Raw genomic sequence first — 22,111 nt, forward strand, 5'->3', positions numbered from 1 at the left:
ATACATTCTGTTTTTTAGTTATTCCTTGTTTCTCCGCCTTTCGGCAAGCTGCCGGATGGCGGCTTCGATGTCGTCGCCCAGCTTCTCCGCCAGACGGTAAACCTCCACTTTTTCCGTTTCCTCGGTGGTGTACGCCAGATACTCTTCCGCGCTGACCTCCGTGGCATAGACCGCCGACTGCGTGCCGCCCAAGCCTATCCACACCTCCTTGTAGAGCCGTGAAGGGTTGTTCGCCATGTTGATGGAGAGTATCTGCGACTTCTCCTTTTCCGTCAGTCCGAGCAACGCCTGTATCTGGTCGAACTTGTTCATATATTTCCTTTGGTCAAGCAGGATTTTACAATCCGAGTTGTTGATAATGCTCTCTTTGACCACCGGAGAACTGATAATGTCGTCCACCTCCTGCGTCACCACGATTGCCTCGCCGTAATATTTTCTGACCGTCTTATACATATAGCGCAGATATTCAGCCATGTTCGCCGATGAGAGGGCCTTCCAAGCCTCTTCCACGATAAGCTGTTTCCGCACGCCTTTCAGCCGCCGCATCTTGTTGATGAAGGCTTCCATGATGATGATGGTCACGACGGGGAACAGTTCGCGGTTTTCTTTAATCGAATCTATCTCGAAGACGATGAACCGCTTGCCGAGCAGGTCGATGTTCTCCGTGGAGTTGAGCAGGAAATCGTAACGCCCGCCCCGGTAATACTGCCGCATGGTGGTGAGCATGTTGTCGATGTTGAAGTCGGACTTCTCCACCTTGATGTCACGCTGTGCCAGTTCCTTGCGGTAGTCGTCACGCATATACTCGTAGAAGGTGTTGAACGACGGCACGATGCTACGGTCGGATTGGATGCGCTCAATATAGGCACTCACGGCACTGCCCAGCTCGCCGCTCTCCGTCTTTGTCACCTTGTCGTCCTCCGACTTCCAGAGCGTCAGCAACAGGGTCTTGATGCTGTCCTTCTTCTCCACGTCGAAGATGTAATCGTCGGTGTAGAACGGGTTGAAGCTGATGGGCTTATCTTCCGTGTAGGTGAAATACACACCGTCCGCTCCGCCTGTCTTGCGTCGGATCATGCCGCACAAGCCCTGATAGGAGTTTCCCGTGTCCACCAATACCACATGTGCGCCTTGCTCATAATATTGGCGCACGAGGTGGTTCATGAAGAAAGACTTGCCGCTGCCCGAAGGACCCAGCACGAACTTGTTGCGGTTGGTCGTGATACCTCGCTTCATGGGCAGGTCGGAGATGTCAAGGTGCAGCGGTTTTCCCGTGAGCCTGTCCACCATCTTGATGCCGAAGGGCGAGAGCGAGCTGCGGTAGTTGGTTTCCTCTGTGAACAGGCACACCGCCTGTTCGATGAAGGTGTGGAAACTCTCTTCCGCCGGGAAGTCCGCCGCATTGCCGGGTATCGCCGCCCAGTAGAGTGTCGGGCAGTCGATGGTGTTGTGGCGCGGCACGCATTCCATGCTTGCCAACTGGCTGCCCACGTCGTTCTTGATATGCTTCAGTTCCTCCGCATCGTCGCTCCACGCCATGACGTTGAAGTGTGCCCGTACCGAGGTCAGTCCGTAGGAATGGGCTTCGTTCAGGTATTGGTCTATCCACTCGCGGTTGATGCTGTTGCTCCTTGAATAGCGAGATAGCGACTGCATGTTACGGGCGGACTTCTCGAACTTCTGCAAGGTTTCCTCACTGTTGTCTATCAGCACATACTGGTTGTAGATATGGTTGCAGGAGAGCAGAAGCCCCACCGGGGAGGCGAATGACAGTCGGCAGTCACTCCGGTCGGTGGAGAGCTTCTCGTAACGGGTGTCGGTAGCCACCTTGCCCGGCAGGTCTTCCGCGTCGGAGAGGGTGTGCAGACACAGGCGGTTGTCGCCGATGCGCATCTCCCTTGCCGAAAGCTCGATGTCCTGCAAGGTGGTGTCACCTTCCGGCATGAGCGAGAAGTAGCGTTCAATAAGTCCCGTCTTTCCCTCAGTACCCACAATCTCATCGGTGGAGAGGCGGCGCAGCCTGACAAGCCCGCTGTCGTTCATGATGCGCTCGAACTGTTCGCAGGCTTCCAAGAACTTGGTCGTGGTTTCCCTGTCCAGCTCCTTCGGGATGATATGTCCCCGGCACAGCGTGCTGAAATTGCTCTGCATCCGGTTACGCTCCTTTGTTGTCTTGGTCAGGTAGAGGTAGCAGGTGTGTTTCAGGTACGGACGCTCGTTGAAGTGACGCTCGAAAGAGCGGCTTAAAAAGCTCATGTCGTCCTTCTGAAGCTCCGGTTTGTAGCGTTCCTTGATGAACCAGTCCTGTTTGTGGACGACGGAGTAGTCCGGCAGCACCTTGATAGCCTTGCACCAGCAACTGTGTATCGCCTCGTACTCCGCACCCGTCACGGTGTAAAGTTCCGGTAGTTCCACCTCGAAAGCCACCGTGATGTCGGCGTCCTTTGAGATGATGCAGCCATGCTCCACCGCTAAAAGTGGGAACCTGTTTTCCAGTGTTGTCATTTTCGATGTATTCCTCATTGTCTTTCTTCCTTTCGTTGTCGTTTGAACAGACGGGTTATCCGCCGCCGGTTGATAAGGTATCGGGGATGGCTCCGTGCCGCTCCTAATTTCATCAGCCCGTGTTCACCGTACCGGGCGTTCAGCGCGAAGGTCTGCCATACAAGGAGGGAGGACGATGCCGCGCCGAAGCCGATACATATCCACTGGTCGATACCGACCATGTAGAGGATGACGAACAGGACGAAGAGAGCCAGCAGACCTCCGCAGAAGATGAAGAGGTACTGTGCCTTCAAGCCCTTGAACTCTACCGGACGGCCGATACCCTTGTTGATTGGGTATTCAGCCATACATTATTTATTAAAGGAAGAATGAGCGCAGGATGGTGGCGGCAACAATCAGGAAGATGCACGCGCCGAACCACGAGGCGGCTGTCTTGCTGGTGTCGGGGTCGCCCGATGAAAACTTGCCGTACACTTTTACGCCCCCGATAAGCCCGACGACTGCACCGATGGCGTATATCAGTTTAGTTCCGGGGTCGAAATAAGAACTCACCATAGAGGTGGCTTCGTTGATGCCCGCGATGCCGTTTCCCTGCGCGAAAGCGGAGGCGGTTGCGGCGATGACAAGTGCCGCGGAGAGGATTGCTTTTCTGTTTTTCAAGATGTTCTTGTTCATAAACTGTTCTTGTTTTTTGCCGTCAAAAGGGTGGATGGTCCTTTGTCGGGCGGTTGATACTTTGTTTCTTTACTTTGGTTTTAGTGGATGCCCGTTTGTTTCCACGGACGTGGGCGTGTCCGTTGCGGATGGGGATGCGCCTTGCGTTTCCTCGCCGCGTGGGTTGATGTCATTCTTTCATGTTCATTTCTTTTATTGTTGTCATACATAGTTGCGAATGTCGAACTCCTCGATGTTGTCCGGCACGACGAACTCCTTTTCAGATTTCTTCAGCCGAATCTCGATAAGCCCCTTGATGCGGATGCCTATCTCCGAAGAGCCTTCCATCATTTTCTCGTACAACTCCGTGCCCTCCATGTCGGTGAACACCTTAGCCGCCTTTTCACGTTCCGCCTGTGTCGCGTCCGGGTTTTTGGCGGTCTTGCAGGCGTCGTCAATCTCGTCAAAGCTGCTGCCCGAAGCCCGTGGCGTGTCCGAGGCGTCCTCTTCCGGTTCGTCGTCCCCGTATCCCAGTTCCTCCGGCGGTATGCTCGTGAAGGTCTCATCGAGTTTTTCCTCCGGGACTTGTGCCGGGCGGGATGCGTTTCCCGTTTTTCCGTCGTCAAAAGTAGCCTCTTCCTCCGACAGCTCAATGCCTTTTTCAATAGTGGCGGCTTCTTGCGTCGGTATGGCAGCGGTTGTCCGGGTGGATGCCATCCTGAAACGGCTCTTGCCGATGATGTCCGCCTTTTCCGCAGGGACTTCCTCGTGTGCCGCTATGCGTTTAGCCTCATTCCCGTCCAGTGACCGCCATAATCCGACAATGCCCTTGAAGAAGCGGACAATCCGCGTGTCCATGATGCGCTCGTAAAGGAGCAGGAACAGGAACCAGAGGTTGCAGCCGACCGATACCGCCAGCAGAATGTCTGTCATGCTGATTGTGTAATTCATATCCTTCCGTTTTTGGTTAGAATACTGAATTGTAATTTCGGGCATAAAGGCTCTTTATCGCATCTTCGCACTGGTTGAAGTGGTGCGTCAGCACATGGTCGATGTAAGCGGACAGCGTAAGCCGGTCATGCCCGATTACACGGGTGATACGCATGATACGCTCGTGGTACTCCGGGCGCACATACGCCATCTTCCCCTCACGTGCCTTTACTTCCGGGTCGCGGATGAACAGGCGTTCATAGTCCTTCTCACTGCATTTGCCGCTTACCGGGACAGGCGACAGTATTTCCACACTCGCCTGCACTTGGGTAAACATACCTCCGCAGTCTTGCTGTGGTCTTTTTTCATTCGGTGTCATTTCTTTTTCCATTTTCAAATCAGATCTTCACGTTGTTTCTTGTACAGTTCGTTGATTCTCTCCTTGTGCTGTTCCAGATGCTGGCGCAGCACGGTATCCACATATCCGCCTACTGAGATTTCCCCTCCGGCGATGTCGTTCACGATTCTGAGGATCTTGCCGTGGACGTCACGGCTGATATAGACACATTGGCGGGTCTTTATCTCGTTGCGGCGCAGGAATAGCTCGTTGTAGTCCTCGTCCTGCCTTTTCCGGCGTCCACTTTCCCTCTGCGCTTTTTCCCGTGTTACGGGTTGCACAGGAGATGGTTCCGGTGCGGCGGTGTCCTCTTCGGTCGGTGCAGCTGCGGGTACTTCCTGTGCGGGGCGCAGTGTCCCGTCCTGTGTGCGCCGCCCGATGGAGGCTAACAGCAGTTCCTCGTCGATGCCTTCCGTGTTCACTTTCCTGCTGCCCATGCTCACTGCGGTCTGATGATGTCGCTTATCTCTTCGGAAAACTCCCGGATGCCACTCCCTTTCAGCAGTGCCGTGTCCATCGGGAAGATGGTGGAGCGGAAAACGCTCTTGCGCTCTTCCGAAAGGTCACGGCGGAACTTCTTGCTGTCGGGCAAGCGGGTGGAAAGTACCGGAAAGCCCATTTCGGCTATCACTTCCTCGTAGATGCCGTACAAGTCGTTCCTCTCCCTGCCGTCCACCATCGTCCAGAACAGATGCAGCCCCTTTGTTTTCGCCTGTCCGGTAGTCATCAGCCTGTCGCGGAACATCGTGACGAATTTCAGGGTACTCTCCACGACAAAGCGGTCGGCACTCAGCGGAGTGAAAATGTAGTCCATCTGCGAGAGCGTCTTTATCACGCCGTTGCTTCGGAGTGTGCCGGGCATGTCGAAGAACACCACGTCGGGTTTCACGTCCTCAGTGGCAATCATCCTCTCGGCATCGTCGAGGGCGTTCACCGCATTGCTTTTGACGATGGTGTAGGCGTTCTTTTTGATCCGGCGGAAATGGTCGCAAGCGAGAGCCTTGAAGTAGGTGCTGCTGTCGATAAGCCCCATTTCGTGTTCGCGCAGCCCGTGGATGCTGTGCTGCGGGTCGTCGCAGTCCACGACGGCGACATTGTAGCCTTTCACGTTGTGCAGGTAGCTGGCGGCAAGTGCCGTGACAGTGGATTTGCCGATGCCACCTTTCTGTGTTGCGAATGCAACGAAGATTTCCTTACTCATAGTTCCATTTATTTTAATTGTTGATGATTTGTTTTTCTGTTTCCATACGGATTTGGCTGTCGCACCATCCGCTTCCGTGACTACACACGCAGGCGGGTCGTCGCGTATCCGGTTCTGTGGTGAAGCGGTGCGTCGGACAAATGGTGATTGACGACATTGCGTCATGAAGTCATTGAATCCATACGTCACCGAATTGTCGGAGAACCGGGTTTCCGACGGTTCGGGTATCCGTTTCGGCAAGTATCCGAAGAAGCGGATTTCCGGGTATTTGAATGTTCCGTTTATCATATCTTCAAATCGTTCGTTTCTTGAATCATGCTGCAAATAAACAAGTATATTTTGGAACCTGTATCACTTCTCCGGCAAGTGGCGGCACGTTGCGCCGGTTGGCAGTCATTGACCGGGTCAAGCATCTGTCCGATACCGCTTTAAGGGCGTAACTTTGCACCCGGACAGCAGGGTTCGCCGATGACGCGCGGCCCGGAGTCCTGAAAGGTATTTTCCCAATCCGTCCCCTGACGGATTTTTATGTTCACCTGAACATAGCAAGATGTCTTTTCAGCCGCTCAAAATATTTTGAGCAGCCACGAAAAGCACTTGCCCTTGCAGGGGGCGGGCTTTCCCTCCGAAGTCGGGAAGCCTTTCAGAACTGCGGTGCTGTAATCCGAAGCGGCGGCTTATGCCGTCAATCCGCTAAATCCAAAGTAATATGAAAGAGAAAAGGAAAAGCAAATCAGGGAGAAATCCCAAACTTGATCCGGCGGTGTACCGGTACACCGTCCGTTTCAACGAGGAGGAACACAACCGTTTCCTCGCCATGTTCGGAAAATCGGGTGTCTATGCACGGTCTGTTTTCCTCAAAGCGCACTTCTTCGGGCAACCGTTCAAGGTGCTGAAGGTGGACAAGACGTTGGTGGACTATTACACCAAACTGTCGGATTTTCATGCACAATTCCGTGCCGTGGGTACGAATTACAACCAAGTCGTGAAGGAACTGAGGCTGCATTTTTCAGAGAAAAAGGCGATGGCGTTGCTCTACAAATTAGAGCAACACACCGTCGAACTCGTGAAACTGAGCCGCCGGATTGTGGAACTTTCAAGGGAAATGGAGGCAAAATGGTCGCAAAAATCAGTGTAGGAAGTTCGTTGTACGGCGCGATTGCCTACAACGGGGAGAAGATTAACGAGGCGCAGGGGCGGCTTCTCACCACCAACCGCATCTACAATGACGGTTCGGGAACGGTGGACATAGGCAAGGCGATGGAGGGTTTTCTCACCTTCCTGCCACCGCAGATGAAGATCGAGAAGCCGGTGGTGCATATCTCTCTCAACCCGCACCCGGAGGATGTGCTGACCGATATTGAGTTGCAGAATATCGCCCGCGAGTATCTGGAAAAACTCGGTTTCGGAAACCAGCCTTATCTTGTATTCAAGCACGAGGACATCGACCGCCACCACCTGCACATCGTGACGGTCAACGTGGACGAGAACGGGAAAAGGCTCAACCGGGATTTTCTCTACCGCCGCAGCGACCGTATCCGCAGGGAACTGGAACAGAAGTACGGATTGCATCCGGCAGAACGTAAAAATCAGAGATTGGATAATCCGTTGCGCAAGGTGGCCGCATCGGCAGGTGATGTGAAGAAGCAGGTAGGCAACACCGTGAAGGCTCTGAATGGGCAGTACCGTTTCCAGACGATGGGCGAATACCGTGCGCTCCTTTCCTTATATAATATGACGGTGGAGGAAGCGAGGGGCAACGTGCGCGGACGGGAGTATCACGGGCTGGTCTATTCCGTCACGGACGACAAGGGTAACAAGGTGGGCAACCCGTTCAAATCCTCGCTTTTCGGGAAGTCCGCAGGCTATGAAGCCGTACAGAAGAAGTTTGTCCGTTCCAAATCGGAAATCAAGGATAGGAAACTGGCAGACATGACGAAACGCACCGTCCTTTCCGTGCTGCAAGGCACTTATGACAAGGACAAATTTGTATCCCAACTCAAAGAGAAGGGCATCGACACCGTACTGCGCTACACAGAGGAAGGGCGCATCTATGGGGCTACCTTCATCGACCACCGCACGGGATGCGTGCTGAACGGTTCGCGCATGGGTAAGGAGCTTTCGGCGAATGCCTTGCAGGAACACTTCACCCTGCCATACGCCGGACAACCGCCGATACCGCTATCCATCCCTGTGGATGCTGCGGACAAGGCACACGGGCAGACCGCCTACGACAGTGAAGATATATCGGGCGGTATGGGCTTGCTCACTCCCGAAGGTCCGGCGGTAGATGCCGAGGAAGAGGCTTTCATCCGGGCGATGAAGCGCAAAAAAGAAGAAAAACGCAAGGGCTTGGGTATGTAATCAGAGTATCAACAATTAAAAAATCAATGTATGTCACAACAAGAAGACGATTTGAGGGCATTGGCGAAAATCATGGATTTTCTGCGTGCCGTGAGTATCATTTTAGTGGTCATGAACGTGTACTGGTTCTGCTACGAAGCCATCCGGCTGTGGGGCGTGAACATCGGCGTGGTGGACAAAATCCTTCTGAACTTCGACCGCACGGCGGGGCTGTTCCATTCCATTCTCTACACGAAGCTGTTTTCCGTCCTTTTGCTTGCCTTGTCCTGTCTGGGTACGAAGGGTGTCAAGGGTGAGAAAATCACTTGGGGGAGAATCTGGACAGCATTTGCCGTCGGGTTCGTGCTGTTTTTCCTGAACTGGTGGTTGCTGCCCCTGCCGCTGCCGCTTGAAGCGGTGACGGGACTGTATGTCCTTACCATTGGAACGGGCTATGTCTGCCTGTTGATGGGTGGTCTGTGGATGAGCCGCCTGTTGAAACACAATTTGATGGAGGATGTTTTCAACAACGAGAACGAGAGTTTCATGCAGGAAACGAGGCTTATCGAAAGCGAGTATTCGGTCAATCTGCCGACACGTTTCTATTACAGGAAACGCTGGAACAACGGTTGGATCAATGTAGTTAATCCCTTCCGTGCGTCCATCGTGTTGGGTACGCCGGGCAGCGGCAAGTCCTATGCCGTGGTAAACAATTTTATCAAGCAACAGATTGAAAAGGGCTTTAGTCAATACATCTACGATTTCAAGTATCCCGACCTATCTACTATTGCCTACAACCATTTGCTGAACCACCCGGACGGCTACAAGGTAAAGCCGAAGTTCTATGTGATCAACTTCGACGACCCGCGACGCTCTCATCGGTGCAATCCCATTCACCCGGATTTTATGGAAGATATTACGGATGCCTATGAGAGTGCCTACACAATAATGCTCAACCTCAATAAAACGTGGGTGCAAAAGCAGGGCGACTTCTTCGTGGAGTCACCTATCATTCTGTTTGCCAGTATTATCTGGTATCTCAAAATCTATCAGAACGGGAAGTTTTGCACGTTTCCCCATGCTATCGAGTTTCTGAACCGCCGTTACGAGGATATATTTCCGATACTGACCTCTTATCCGGAGCTGGAGAACTACCTTTCGCCGTTCATGGATGCGTGGCTTGGAGGGGCTGCGGAGCAGCTCATGGGTCAGATAGCGTCGGCAAAAATCCCGCTTTCGAGGATGATTTCACCGCAGCTCTACTGGGTGATGTCAGACAGCGAGTTTACGCTGGACATCAACAATCCCGAAGAGCCGAAAATCCTCTGCGTGGGTAACAATCCCGACCGTCAGAATATCTACGGTGCGGCACTCGGTCTGTATAATTCCCGTATCGTGAAGCTCATCAACAAGAAGGGGATGCTGAAGTCATCGGTCATCATCGACGAGTTGCCCACAATATACTTCAAAGGGTTGGACAATCTTATAGCTACCGCCCGAAGCAACAAGGTTGCCGTGTGTCTGGGCTTTCAGGATTTCAGCCAGTTAGTGCGTGACTACGGGGACAAAGAGGCGAAAGTGGTGATGAACACTGTCGGCAATATTTTCTCCGGTCAGGTGGTGGGGGAAACAGCCAAGACGCTCTCCGAGCGGTTCGGTAAGGTGTTGCAGAAACGGCAGTCCATCTCCATCAACCGGCAGGATGTTTCCACCTCCATCAACACGCAGATGGACGCGCTCATTCCACCGAGTAAGATTTCCGGGCTTACGCAGGGAATGTTTGTCGGTTCTGTATCCGACAACTTCAACGAGCGTATCGAGCAGAAGATTTTTCATTGCGAGATTGTGGTGGATGCCGAAAAGGTGAAACGGGAAGAAAGTGCCTACAAGAAAATTCCCGTCATTACAAACTTCACGGACGAGGACGGCAACGACCGCATGAAGGAAACGGTGCAGGCGAACTACCGGCGCATCAAGGAAGAGGTGAAGCAGATTGTGCAGGAGGAACTGGAGCGTATCAAAAACGATCCGGTGCTGTGTAAACTGCTACCAGATAATGAGACTGTCTAACAAGTCCCCAAAATTGAAAATTATCCCTATCGAAGTTTGAAGTGACCCCCAAAAGTTGGATACAATTTTTTTGGGGGGCACTTCAGTTCTGACGGGTAAAATCGTAAAATTCGGACTTGTTAGACAAATACTTACGCGGTTTCAACCTCAGGTACTGAATCTATCGAATTGACAAATTTAACCAATTGCGGATCTGAATCTTTTTGTATGAGGTTTCGGAGACTCTTTTTCAATTCATAAGCATCATCCCCTGCTGTATTTATTAAATCCATATAAAAATCTTTGTTTTGCAGAATCAATGAACGGCATGCCCCATCGGAAATTACAGGTTTCACTATTTTATCAATAACGTCTCCAGCTTGACTTTTCAAATTACCATGCGATCTAAGCCATGTTTCGAAAAATTGAAACTTTATTGCATTGATAGTCTTTTTACCGATGCAGAAATCATTTCTTATATCGGTAACTGTCGATTTAATTTTTCGTTTATCCAATCTTTCAACTATATTCTTGAAACAATTAGGGAAAGGATTCAAACTTTGAGTTCCAGAAGCAATATCCATCAGAATCTTTTTGCCAAATTCAGTCAAGTTATCTGGCAAGGATTTGATTTTAGCCAGTAAATGTTTTATTGCGACAAACCAATAATATGATGTATGTGCTGTTCTTTGGGCGTATAATGTATCAACACTTATTTCAGACAACGCTTCGAACGCTATTTTATTGATATGATCGGTCAGGACATTGCTTATTTTAGTGGTCAAATCGTAAAAAGATGCGTCAGGAATTACATCTTTAATATTGTTCTTAGTGATATACTTATCCAAATCGGTATTCCACTCTGCTAAATGCTCGATAAATACCTCATCCGTTACACCTATTCTGTTCTTAATATCTTCAAATTGGGGCAATATGTCTGAGAGCAATAATTTATAGCCAAGTTTATGATTTACCATGTATTGTAGTGTTTCATTTAATAGCGGTATATTCCATCCCACACTATTTACTAATAAGTCTCCATGATCCACATAATAGTCCATGAGTTCTGCAACATATTTTATATCTCCACCCTCTATTAAGGAAACGGAATGACCATGTGCCAATTGCATGGCGACTAAATCGTAATATCCAGACTCTTTAATGTTTCGGCCATCAGTTTCTAATTCAGAATGCAACTGATTTATGTAGGTTGAATCTAACGTTACAGGTAAAGGTCTTTCTTCGTCAGATGCCAATAAACGATAGGTTGTAAATATAGCCCCTATATTATCTTTATTTACATTCTGTTCATCAATGCAATTCGTGATCGCTTGCAAAAGCGTTGGAAACGTATAGGTAGAATTATCTTTTAACGTTTTTACAATATCTGCATGGTCGAAATTATCGGGTAGTAAGTTTGCCAAATAATTATCGAGCGCCTCCGAATTTGTTGCTACTTGATAATATTTATATGCTTTAGTTGTCGCGTTATCCCGATAGGCAGCATCTGTTGCATTTGCAGCTTGAATATAATCGATAAATGTATTTGGCTTGACTGTTTTTGCTTCAATCAATGACGTAAAATCGCACGCCAACTTATTTTGCGCAATAAACCTGTCTATTGCATCTAACGTTTTGAAATAGTCGCCGCCATTGAAGTCATTGAACCGAACTATCTTCTTATATAATTGAGCAATCACATGGTTTTGGCTTTCCGTGTCTAAATGCAACAGCAGTTCTTGGTATTCGACAGGGAACACCTGCTTCTCTATGGATTCTTTTAATTTCAATTGTGCTATTCTTTGCCATACACGCAGAATAACATCGCTCTTTCGAGTTAATTTATGCAAACAATGTATAATCTTATCGATAAGCGCATTGTCCATACATTGTATAACTTCTTCTAATACAGTGTCAAATTGTTTATTAGTCTCTGCATATTGATTTATGTCGTGGTCTTCTTCTCCGTTGATGCAGCCTTCAATATATTTTTTCAATGGAATTTGTCGAGCATCTTCAACATCGACACCATATACCAAAGCTGCAATTTCGCGTTGTGTTTGCAGATCATTGTTAATTATTGTTTGAATGCCATTCAGATAGTCGCCGGACAATATTTGTTCTACTGGATTTGCCAGAATATCCGTCTTCTTCAAACAGAACAATGCTATGTTTATCATCAAAATTTCGTTACACCACTCTTGTTTAAGAGCGACCATCTCATTGATATATGATATAATTTCCCTAACATTGGCATTAGGATTTACCAATCTGAATATCCGATTTATAGTTTCTTTCGCTTCATTTTCTGTTTCTCCAAATGCTTCAACAAACAGTTTGTTGAATATACTTCGATAGTCGGTAATAACAGGAGGAGCAACACGATAAACAATAGGGAAAGTTTTATTGATAAAATACTTGGTCAGTTGTTTCGTTTGTTCGTCGGTCTCATCTCCGAATGCACAAGCTAAATGTGTTTCATCGAAAGGAATAACAGCCCAAACATTTTCAAAACCGCTATCGGCGAAGAACGTATGGATAGAAGACCATAATTCTTTTACTTTTTCAGCGGGGAGACGATCCATGTTGTCAAAAACAAGGACTAATTTACGTTGTCCTTTTTCCTTGATAAAATCAGAAATGTCTTGCATCCATGTTTTGAACTCGTAAACCGTTGGTTCGTCTTCGCTCAAAGTCTCATAGCAAACGTCCTTTTCGACTTTATCTTGATAAATAGCTAACATATAACTCCATCCATATTTATGATCTTTGCTATATGCCCATTTCCAAACGCACAATGCAATAAGAACTGGCAGTGCAGCTATGATAATAGACAATAAAGAAAACCACCATGTTGTGGGTGTAGGTTTTACTGCATACGCAATAAATGTAAATATCGGAGTTAAAACTGCAACCAAAAATGCCGCAACCATACCATTACTGATAAGGGGATATTTTTCGGTTACGGTCTCCGTTTTACGGGCTAATAAATATTTCAGCTTTTCAGACCATGATACGGTTTTCGTACCTCCACCTTTGACTTTTATTGTTGCATTTCCAGATAGGATACCATCATCAATAAGTTTGCTTGTAAGCAATTCCAATATAGAGCGGCGTTGCAAGTCCTCTTGATGTCCCCATGCGTCATACTCAAAAAAGTAATAGTCGTCTGATAATTCACGTTCCAACATTTTAACCACGTTGGATTTTCCAGATCCCCAAATACCTTCGATGCCGATAATTCGAGGTAAAGTACATTCCTCATCCAATGAATCATTCTGACAAAAATGGCGAGCAATAGTTTTTGCCAACCTTTCTTGCGAACCTCCATCGAATTTGTCAATACCACACGGTTTATTTTGGATAAACCGCGGATATTGCTGTTTGGATTGTAGTTTTGTTTCCATATACGTAATTTATTGATTATACGAACTCCAAATAATTCTCCCGATTTACCACATGAAACTCGGCATAGGGATAGGCTTCTTGGAAGGCTTTCGGTGCGGCCGGCATTTTATTTCCCCACTTGAACTCCAAGGCGGTAAGACTGTCGGCACTCTCCTCAATCAGGTCGATTTCCTGTTTGTCGTAGGTGCGCCAGAAATAGAACTCCCTGTGCAGTCCCTCATTGAAGTTCGCTTTGCGCCGCTCTCCGATGATGTAGTTCTCCCACAGCGCACCGACATCCTGCCGAATGGCCAGCGGTGAGAAAGCCCCGATAATGGCATTGCGAATGCCGTTGTCGTAGAAGTACCACTTGCCAGCTTTTGTAACCTCCTTGCGTAGGTTACGCGAATAAGCCCCCAGACGATAGATAACGAAGACCTTTTCCAATAGGTCGAGGTATTTTTCAACGGTCGTCTTGCTCATGCCGAGTTGTTTACCTAACTCTTCGTAAGAAACTTCGCTGCCCAACTGAAAAGCTATCAATCGCAGTAGATCGCGCATCTTGCTCGAATTTTTTAAGCCGTCAATTGCTAAGATATCTTTAAGCAGGTATGCACCGACAATATCACGTAGGTAGTCTGTTTTACGTTCATAGTTCTCCATCATTACTACTTCGGGATAGGAACCGTAAATCAAGCGCGCTTCGAGGTTCTGGCGGGTTTCAAGTGCCGTTTCCGTCTGTGCGATTTCCCGTTGCGAGAATGGTGTAAGGAGAAATTGCGTACTGCGGCCGACCAACGGTTCACCAGTCTTATTCAGCAAATCGAATGACGAAGAACCACTTGCCAAGACACTTATTCCCGGTATTTCATCAACTATCAACTTCAGAATACTACCGATTTGTGGTATGTTCTGTGCCTCATCAATAGCCAGCAAATCAATACCATCCAATAAATGCCGATAATTGGCTATTGAGCGATTCTCCAATAGTGCTAATGTGTCGTAGTCTTCGCCGTTGAGCATCATCGTCCTACCTGAATAGTTGTCCACAATTTTACGCATCATTACCGTTTTACCAACACGGCGAGCACCAAAAATCAGTACTGCTTTATTGGGCGCGATTCGTGCTGTAATCTTCTCTTGAAGTATTCTATTTACTGTTTCCATACCTTATAAAATATAATGCAAAGATAATCATATTTTTTTAATTGGCGAATTTTACAAAAAAAACGGGCTATTAAATGGCGATTTTTACAACCACAATCTTATGGAAGTTGTTTCATTGTTTTTAGTAATGATATATGTTCATACTATGATGACTCAATAATTTACCAGACATACGTTTCTGAAATTTGTCCTTATAGGAATGAAAAACTCACATATATTGTGCTAATTAATATATAATTAAATGAAAATAAAAAGACAGGATACGAGTATTCCTGTCTTCTCATATGTAATGGATATTTTTTTATTTTCTCATCCGCTCCAACTCCTCATCACGCAACATTCTCTCGTTCAGTTTTTCCTGCATCCTGTCAATGAAATAGGTGCGGCTTTCGTTCTTCCGGCGTTTGATATCAGTGTAGAAGCGGTAGCAGTCTTTAGAATCAACCCCGAATATCTTATAGAGAAGTGGGGCGAGCTGTTTGAGCGGCATATTGCCGTTGTTGATGCAGCCCATCACGTCTATGCCGTAGATAAGTTCCACGAGGTCGATGGCATTGCCCGTCCATTGAAGAAGGCTGGCGGTGGTTTCTGTTGCGTTGTTGGCGGATATTAGTGGTGGCACTTGGGGCGTGGCAAGGAATTTCTGCATCTTTCTTACGAAAGACAGAGCCTTGCTGACGTAGGCGGCAATCTCTCTTTTTTCTTCTGACAGATTACGTACGGGATGGTGCTGCAACTCGATTTCGATGTAGGCAAGCGCGATGACGGTAAGGTTCATGTCCATGCCGCCGTTGCACAGTTCGATCACTTGGGTGGCGAAAGCCGTGTATGCCGTTTCCATATTGCAGTCGCCGGCTTCGTTTATCAGGCGGAAAAAGTCGGTTTCCGCCAGCAAGAAATAATTCATGGTTCTGTCAATTTTGAAAATTACACTTTGTTTTCTGCGTGCGCACATGAATATAATTGGCAAAAAACGCGGCAGAAAATAAAAAATCCAACACTCAATTTTACAAAGTGCTGGATTTCAGAGGTATAAAATTCAGTATTTTTTCACAAGGACAAATTATCTCCGACTTAAATTGTTTGTAATCGGAACATTTATTCTATTCCTGAAAATAGAAATGTATGCTTGCCGCACATTTTGGCTATCTTGCTTTTTTATCAAGGATATAGATAATGCGACATACACCGTTGGGATAGCTTTTCAAAGAGGAAAGCGTCCAGTGTTGCTCTGGCAGAGCCGACTTAAAAAAATGTCGTCCGCTTCCGGATATGAAAGGAACGGTGTATAGTATGATTTCATCCACAGCGTGCATCCGCAGCAGTCCGTTTATATAGTCTGCCGTGTCCGGTGTGGCTTCCGCGAGGTAACGGATGTTTGTGCAGTCTTTTCTCCATTCGTGCAGCATTGAAATGGAATAGTCCGGTGTCACACGGTAAAAGGCTTTCTTCCTGATTTCATCAAGACCGCAACGGTCAAGGCACAAATCCTGATGTGCTTTATCATATAACTCTGAAGAAAGACATCCGTCCATCGTCAGTACGGCGAGAATCTGAACTTTACCCATAATCGTTTCCTTTCGTTAGGCAAGGGTAAAAAAGTAGCGTGCAATTCACACTACCTTCAAGCGATGGCTCTGGTAAAGCCTTTACGGAGAGTACGTGAATGCACGCTATGCGTAAGCATAGCATAAGCATCACGCAATCGTCTCCGTAGTTCCAATTTACCAGATTTTCGCTTGAAACGCCTTGCGGTCTTATCCTATATGTTGGCGGCGAAAAGCTCCTGCCAATCGCCGTTTTTCTCAAATGTTATGCAAAGATAGCCAAATTCAGTGAATTACGGGCTATGATTGCTTGAATTTATATTTAAGTCCATACTCTTCAAGTTTGCTGTATAGTGTTGTCCTGCCTATGCCGAGCAGTTCTGCGGCGACACTCCGGTTGCCGTTTGCCTGTTTCAACGCACGCAATATCCGCTCCTTATCCTCCGCGTCATTGCGCAAGGCGAAGCTGACAGTAGAGGTCGGTTTCGTCACGGCAAGTTCCAGATGCTCTTTCATGACAACACCTTCCTGCGCCTGCAATACAGCACCCATAACTTTCTGCCGAAGTTCCCGCACGTTGCCCGGCCATGCGTGTGTCAGCAACGCTTTACGTGCTTCGGAACTGAACCCGCTCACGCTACACTCCAGCTCTCTGTTTGCCATATCACGGAAGAACTCTGCCAGCGGCATAATGTCTTCTTGACAGTCACGCAACGGAGGAACGGTTATCCCGAAGTCGTGCAGGCGGTACAGAAGATCCTGCCGAAAACGCTTTTCATTCACCGATACCTCCAAATCTTCATTGGTAGCAGCGATGATGCGGACATTGAAATTCCGGTCTGCCTTGTCTCCGACCGGGCGATACCGCCTCTCCTGTATGGCACGGAGCAACATCTGTTGGGTTTCCAACGCGAGGTTTCCTACCTCGTCCAGAAACAACGTGCCGCCTTCCGCCTCATGGAAATATCCTTTCTTGGCATTGTCCGCACCTGTAAATGCACCTTTGACGTGTCCGAAGAAAGCCGACGGTGCAAGCTCTTTGGAGAGTGAACCGCAGTCCACCGCCACAAATGGCTTGCCTGCACGTTTGCTCTTGTCATGCAACAGGTGGGCAATATGCTCCTTGCCCGTGCCGTTCTCACCAAATATCATCACGCTCATATCGGTGGCGGCTACCAGCCTTATGCGGTGCATGATTTTCTGAAAGGCGGAACCTTCACGGGCGAATATAGGCATACGGCGTTGTCCTGCCTGACGTTCTTTCAGTATGGAACGGATCAGGGGGACAAGTTTATCCTCCACAAGCTGTTTGGGAATATAGTCTATCGAGCCGAGTTTCATGCTTTCCACGGCGGTATTAACTTCGGCGTAGTCGGTCATAATGATGAAGGGCTGCATCTTTCCCTCCTTTCGCATCCAGCACAAAAGGTCTATGCCACTGCCGTCAGGCAGACGCAGGTCGGCAACCACGATATCATTATCTGTTGCCTGTTGCAGATGTTTCTTCGCGGTTGAGAGGTGGTAAGCCTTCATATTGCGGTAGCCCTCCCGTGACAGCATATTGCAGACATATTCGCAATACACGATGTTGTCTTCCACCACAATTATTTTTGTCTTATTCATCTTCGTATTTTCTCCTTTCCTCTTCTGCCAACCGTATTATTTCCACTCCCTTATCCAGCACGGCAGTCACGGCATGGCTTAACGCTTCACCATCCGGGAGAGCATCGCCACGAAGCAATCCGTAAAGTACATTCAGCGGTTGGTCGGCACGGAGCACCTCCCACGAACTGCGCAGGTGGTGGATCAGGGAATCCAGCTTTTGCAGGTCTTTTTCTTTTGCTGCATCCCGTACCGCCTGCATTTCCTTTTCTGTTTCAGTTATCAACTTTTCCAGCATGACGGCTTCATTGCCATAGGACAATAAGGCGGAAAAGTCCGGTTTCCCGTCCGGTGTCGCTTTTATGGCACACCTGTCGGAAACCTCCATCAGTTCCGATATGGAGAACGGTTTGAACAGGCATCCGGCAAAGCCTTTTGCCAATAGTTCCCCTTTGTTACAACTGCCCGAAGCGGTTGCCACAACCACCGGGATTGTTGGTGAATTGCCCACGTTGGACGAACGCAACAGTTCCAGCAATTCGAAACCGTTTATATCGGGCATATTCAAGTCTGTCAGCAACAGGCTGTATTCTTTCTGGCGTATCATTTCCATCAGTGCCGCAGCATCGGTGCAAGTGTCGCAGTGTATTCCTTCTTGGGAATACATCTCTTTCAGCATCAGAAGTAATACCTCATCATTGTCAATGGCGACAACATCATGGAATTTATTGTTATGATAAACAGGTGTATTGCTTGTATATCCAAGCTGTTCTTCAGCTTCCTGCATAGAAATTTCAACTGTGAAACGACTGCCTTTCCCTTTCTTGCTGTCTAAACGGATTGTTCCGCCAAGCATCGACACAATATTACGCATTATGGCAAGCCCAAGCCCGAAACCCTCCTTTGCGGCGGCATTTGATAGACGTTCAAACGCACCGAACGCTTGTTTCTGTTCCTCTTCTGTCATGCCTGTACCTGTATCTTCAACGACCAGTGTCAGAACTCCATTATCATATTCAGTAATCAAAGAAACACCGCCTTCTTCTGTGAACTTGACAGCGTTTGACAGCAGGTTATTCCCGATTTGTATTATTCGCTCTTTGTCGGTCAATACAATGGCATCGTGTCCAGTCTTCACGGACAAGGACAGCCCTTTGTTCACGGCAACAGGCATGAACTCCGTTTCAAGTGTGTGCGTGATTGCTGAAATCCGGCAGGGTGACAGACGGGGCTGTTCCTTGCCGTTGTCCAGGCGGAAGAAGTCAAGCAAAGTGTTAAGCATATCCCGCATACGGTCGGAGGATTGCAGTATGTTTTGGATATACTGCCCGGACTTATCCTCACACTGTTCTTTCCGTATCAGTCCGGCATAGCCTGTTATTGCTGTCAGCGGTGTGCGCAGTTCATGGGTGATAGTATGTACCGCCTTCTTCCTTGACGTTATCAGTGCCTCGTTCCGTTGTACGGATTGTTCCAGTTGCCTTATCAAATCAGTTGTCTTGTGCTTGTATTGTTTAATGCTTTTTGCATCACGATGTATGATGATGTAGGAAATTAACAACAATAGAAGAACGAATCCCATTAAACCGCCTACTTGCATAAATGACTTTTCACGCATGGCAACTATTTCGTTTTCCCGGCTTTGCAGTTCGGTTTGTACCTTTTCTTCTATTTGGCAAATCAATTCTTGCAGTTGTCTGTTAAGTTCTGCATTACGAGCTGCAAGGCTGTCGGCTTGTTCCGACAATTGGCGATCCTGCACTTTCTGTTCGCTGATTACGTTTCTATTGACCGAATGAAGGATAGTGGTTGATACTGCTGGAGTTACTTCCTTTTTTTTGCCGAATATGCCTAAGAAACCTTTTCGTTTTGGCTTTTTGGACTGTTCCTGCACACTTTTCTGTACAATAACCGGAATTTGATTGGCTATCTTCTTGTTAATAGATTGTTGTTCATCCATTAACCGGACTATCTGGAACATCTGTCGTTCCTTATCCTCTAAAAGACTGCGCACACTATCGATGCGCTCTGCTGGATAGGTGGCCTTGAAACGGCAGAGCATACTGTCCATTGCCATACGCCGTGCATGGTAATGCTCGATATCTTTATCGTTCCATTCCAGTATTGTTTCACCCAATAGAGAAAATTTTATCATTTGAATATTGATATTGTTTATTTCTTTTCGGAGCTCGTCTATTTTTTTATTGCCAAGTTCTAATGCTTCTATCTCCTGCCATTCATAGAGGCTATTATATGCCATACATCCGATAAGAATGGAGATAAGTATATATCCCAACCGTATTGCCTTATAGAAATTTCCTGACCGCTCCATTATTTTAATGACATTGATTTTTGGAACATGAATAAAAGTTTATCTTTTTCGTTCATGCGGATATTATCAGAATAACCGTCTTTTGTTATTTGATACCCACATGGCTTAACCATAAAAATGCCTAAGCCCTTAGTGTACGAACTTACTTCTGAGGCATAGTCTTTACTTGTATTTAATGGAACTTTCCCTTTAATATGACACCACTCATTATTACAACTGATGTCTTCAATCTCAGACATCAGTTTTTGCAAATCTGTAATAGCTTTGGAACTCGCTACTTGGGGTATCTGCAACTCAAAACAGAGCATCGGTTCGAGAATGTCCACACCTGACTGTTGCAAAGCCAGCCTGAAGACATAAGGGGTCAGCTGTCTGAAATCAGCAGGTGTACTTACCGGGCTATAATACTCGGCTTGAGTAAAAGTTACTTTCAGATCTGTCACTTCCCATCCATGTAAACCAGATTGGCAAGACATACGAATCCCTTCAAAAACGGCATTTTGAAAAGAATGGTTCAGATAACCATAGGAGATGTCACTTTCGATTTGCAACCCTGCCCCTAACGGTAAGGGTTCAAGAGTCAGCCCTATTGTGGCCCAGTAAGGGTTGGGTGGTACTTCGATCTGAATAATCTTATTGACCTTTTTTATAGGTCGTTCTTTGTAGATAGTCTTGATCTCATCAAAATGGACCTTTACGGAAAATCGTTCTTCCAGCAATGTCTGTATGATTTCCTTTTGGGTCAAACCATATAACGAGATTTCCAATTCATCACTATATGAGTTTATGGAAAAGGACAAAGACGGGTCTTCAATCCACAATGTATTCAGAGCGGATATCACCTTGCTTCTCTCTTCGGGCTTATTTGGCCGGACGGAGGATTTGAGAGCGGGATGCTGATGAGATAATCCTTGAATCAAACAAGGTTTAGCACCTAAATAATCTCCGATTCGAAAATCTTCTATATCTTCTACAATCGCGATATCATTGGCACCCACTTCATCAACATTTATCTCTCTGCCCTGATAAATAGTCTTTAGATTTTTAATCTTGATGAATTTTTCCGAATCGTTGATTCTTACAACGTCTCGAAGTCTCAGACTTCCGTCAATTATTTTAAGAAAACTTCTTTTATGCCCTTTGGGGTCATGCTCTATCTTATAGAGATAAGCTGAAAGTCTGTTTGAGACTGATGCCGGAGGAAGTATAAAAGAAGAAATGGCGTCCAACAACTCATTGATACCGATATTGAACATTGCTGATCCATGTAGCACCGGATAGACTTTGGCTTTTGCCACAAGAGCGATTATCGTATTCCAATAATCAGCCGGTGAAATTTCGCTATCCGCCAAATATCGTTCTAATATATCGTCGTCATGGTTGCATACAAATTCTTTGTATTCTTCCTTTATATATGTTTGGGAGCAAACCGGATAAACCGATCCATCGACAACAGTTTGCATAAACAGGACATCTTGCGACAGATTTGTTTTTATATCCATATACAAACGCTCCAAATTCACACCGGCACGGTCAATCTTATTGATAAATATAATTGTCGGGATTTGCAGCTTTTGTAAAGTACTGAACAGCAACTTTGTCTGCGCTTGTATGCCTTCCTTTGCGGATAAGATGAGGACTGCTCCATCAAGCATTTTGAATGTCCGCTCCACTTCCGCAATAAAATCCATGTGTCCCGGAGTGTCAATGATATTGCATTTCACTCCATTCCAGATAATAGATGTCGTAGAAGCCCGGACAGTAATTCCTCTACGTTTCTCTATATCCATAGAGTCCGTTATGGTGTCACCATTATCCACACGGCCGCACTTTTCCGTTGCTCCACTGGCAAACAGCAGATTCTCGGTTACGGAAGTTTTTCCTGCATCAATGTGAGCAAGAATTCCTAAATTTATAATATTCATTTGGATTAAGCAATAATATACTACAGTAGATGCATTGTCGAAACGCACCTTTTAATACCTCCTCGTAGCATA

At 47.1% G+C, this 22,111-nt stretch carries 18 protein-coding genes; 4 read left to right on the forward strand and 14 right to left on the reverse strand.

The genetic code is table 11. From position 1 onward, the window contains the following. Positions 1-18: 18 nt before the first annotated feature. The 7 genes from NXV01_RS19205 to NXV01_RS19235 form a co-directional block, all read right to left on the reverse strand. Positions 19-2,523 (reverse strand): TraG family conjugative transposon ATPase, encoded by a 2,505-nt coding sequence (locus NXV01_RS19205; RefSeq protein WP_004291515.1) that lies wholly within the window; start codon positions 2,521-2,523, stop codon positions 19-21. Next, positions 2,520-2,852: a DUF4133 domain-containing protein gene (locus NXV01_RS19210; RefSeq protein ID WP_004291514.1), complete on the reverse strand. Its 333-nt coding sequence runs from the start codon at positions 2,850-2,852 to the stop codon at positions 2,520-2,522. The genes NXV01_RS19205 and NXV01_RS19210 overlap by 4 nt, the downstream gene beginning before the upstream one ends. Before the next feature lie 10 nt (positions 2,853-2,862). Further along, positions 2,863-3,180, reverse strand: a complete 318-nt coding sequence (locus tag NXV01_RS19215; protein ID WP_002560983.1) for a DUF4134 domain-containing protein — start codon at positions 3,178-3,180, stop codon at positions 2,863-2,865. Between the two features lie 201 nt (positions 3,181-3,381). Continuing rightward, positions 3,382-4,110, reverse strand: a complete 729-nt coding sequence (locus NXV01_RS19220) for a hypothetical protein (RefSeq protein WP_004304280.1) — start codon at positions 4,108-4,110, stop codon at positions 3,382-3,384. A 16-nt stretch (positions 4,111-4,126) separates the two neighbouring features. Then, the gene (locus NXV01_RS19225) at positions 4,127-4,480 is read right to left on the reverse strand and encodes a DUF3408 domain-containing protein (RefSeq protein WP_004291505.1); all 354 of its coding nucleotides are present in this window, start codon (positions 4,478-4,480) and stop codon (positions 4,127-4,129) included. A gap of 2 nt (positions 4,481-4,482) precedes the next feature. Then, positions 4,483-4,923: a DUF3408 domain-containing protein gene (locus NXV01_RS19230; protein ID WP_004291503.1), complete on the reverse strand. Its 441-nt coding sequence runs from the start codon at positions 4,921-4,923 to the stop codon at positions 4,483-4,485. A 2-nt stretch (positions 4,924-4,925) separates the two neighbouring features. Then, positions 4,926-5,852, reverse strand: coding sequence for a ParA family protein (locus NXV01_RS19235; protein ID WP_005783105.1), 927 nt, complete (start codon positions 5,850-5,852; stop codon positions 4,926-4,928). Between NXV01_RS19235 and NXV01_RS19240 the strand changes: the two genes are divergently transcribed. The 4 genes from NXV01_RS19240 (at position 5,851) to mobC (ending at position 10,100) form a co-directional block, all read left to right on the forward strand. After that, a complete protein-coding gene (locus NXV01_RS19240; RefSeq protein ID WP_196029218.1) occupies positions 5,851-6,015 on the forward strand; it encodes a hypothetical protein in 165 nt (54 codons plus the stop codon). The genes NXV01_RS19235 and NXV01_RS19240 overlap by 2 nt on opposite strands. 381 nt (positions 6,016-6,396) lie before the next feature. Beyond that, the gene (gene mobA, locus NXV01_RS19250) at positions 6,397-6,825 is read left to right on the forward strand and encodes a conjugal transfer protein MobA (RefSeq protein ID WP_004291488.1); all 429 of its coding nucleotides are present in this window, start codon (positions 6,397-6,399) and stop codon (positions 6,823-6,825) included. Further along, positions 6,804-8,051: a relaxase/mobilization nuclease domain-containing protein gene (locus NXV01_RS19255; RefSeq protein ID WP_259023071.1), complete on the forward strand. Its 1,248-nt coding sequence runs from the start codon at positions 6,804-6,806 to the stop codon at positions 8,049-8,051. The genes mobA and NXV01_RS19255 overlap by 22 nt, the downstream gene beginning before the upstream one ends. 30 nt (positions 8,052-8,081) lie before the next feature. Further along, positions 8,082-10,100 (forward strand): conjugal transfer protein MobC, encoded by a 2,019-nt coding sequence (mobC, locus tag NXV01_RS19260; protein ID WP_004291482.1) that lies wholly within the window; start codon positions 8,082-8,084, stop codon positions 10,098-10,100. A 131-nt stretch (positions 10,101-10,231) separates the two neighbouring features. Here mobC and NXV01_RS19265 read toward each other — a convergent pair whose 3' ends face one another. From NXV01_RS19265 to tet(Q), 7 genes are all read right to left on the reverse strand, one after another. Beyond that, positions 10,232-13,486, reverse strand: coding sequence for a P-loop NTPase fold protein (locus NXV01_RS19265; RefSeq protein ID WP_004291481.1), 3,255 nt, complete (start codon positions 13,484-13,486; stop codon positions 10,232-10,234). Positions 13,487-13,502: 16 nt separating this feature from the next. Continuing rightward, a complete protein-coding gene (locus NXV01_RS19270) occupies positions 13,503-14,633 on the reverse strand; it encodes an ATP-binding protein (protein WP_004291480.1) in 1,131 nt (376 codons plus the stop codon). A gap of 301 nt (positions 14,634-14,934) precedes the next feature. Then, entirely contained in the window at positions 14,935-15,540 is a 606-nt protein-coding gene (locus tag NXV01_RS19275; RefSeq protein ID WP_004304269.1) for an RteC domain-containing protein, read from the reverse strand. A gap of 238 nt (positions 15,541-15,778) precedes the next feature. Then, positions 15,779-16,201, reverse strand: coding sequence for a dihydrofolate reductase family protein (locus tag NXV01_RS19280; RefSeq protein ID WP_004291474.1), 423 nt, complete (start codon positions 16,199-16,201; stop codon positions 15,779-15,781). 279 nt (positions 16,202-16,480) lie between these two features. Beyond that, on the reverse strand, positions 16,481-17,803 hold the full coding sequence (locus tag NXV01_RS19285) for a sigma-54 dependent transcriptional regulator (protein ID WP_004291471.1): 1,323 nt from the start codon (positions 17,801-17,803) through the stop codon (positions 16,481-16,483). Continuing rightward, positions 17,796-20,114, reverse strand: coding sequence for an ATP-binding protein (locus tag NXV01_RS19290; protein ID WP_004291467.1), 2,319 nt, complete (start codon positions 20,112-20,114; stop codon positions 17,796-17,798). Before NXV01_RS19290 ends, NXV01_RS19285 begins: the two co-directional genes overlap by 8 nt. Then, a complete protein-coding gene (gene tet(Q) / locus NXV01_RS19295) occupies positions 20,114-22,039 on the reverse strand; it encodes a tetracycline resistance ribosomal protection protein Tet(Q) (RefSeq protein ID WP_004291466.1) in 1,926 nt (641 codons plus the stop codon). Before tet(Q) ends, NXV01_RS19290 begins: the two co-directional genes overlap by 1 nt. Between the last annotated feature and the right edge of the window lie 72 nt (positions 22,040-22,111).

This window comes from Bacteroides sp. BFG-606, assembly GCF_024788145.1.
GTDB classification, from domain to species: Bacteria; Bacteroidota; Bacteroidia; order Bacteroidales; family Bacteroidaceae; genus Bacteroides; species Bacteroides vicugnae.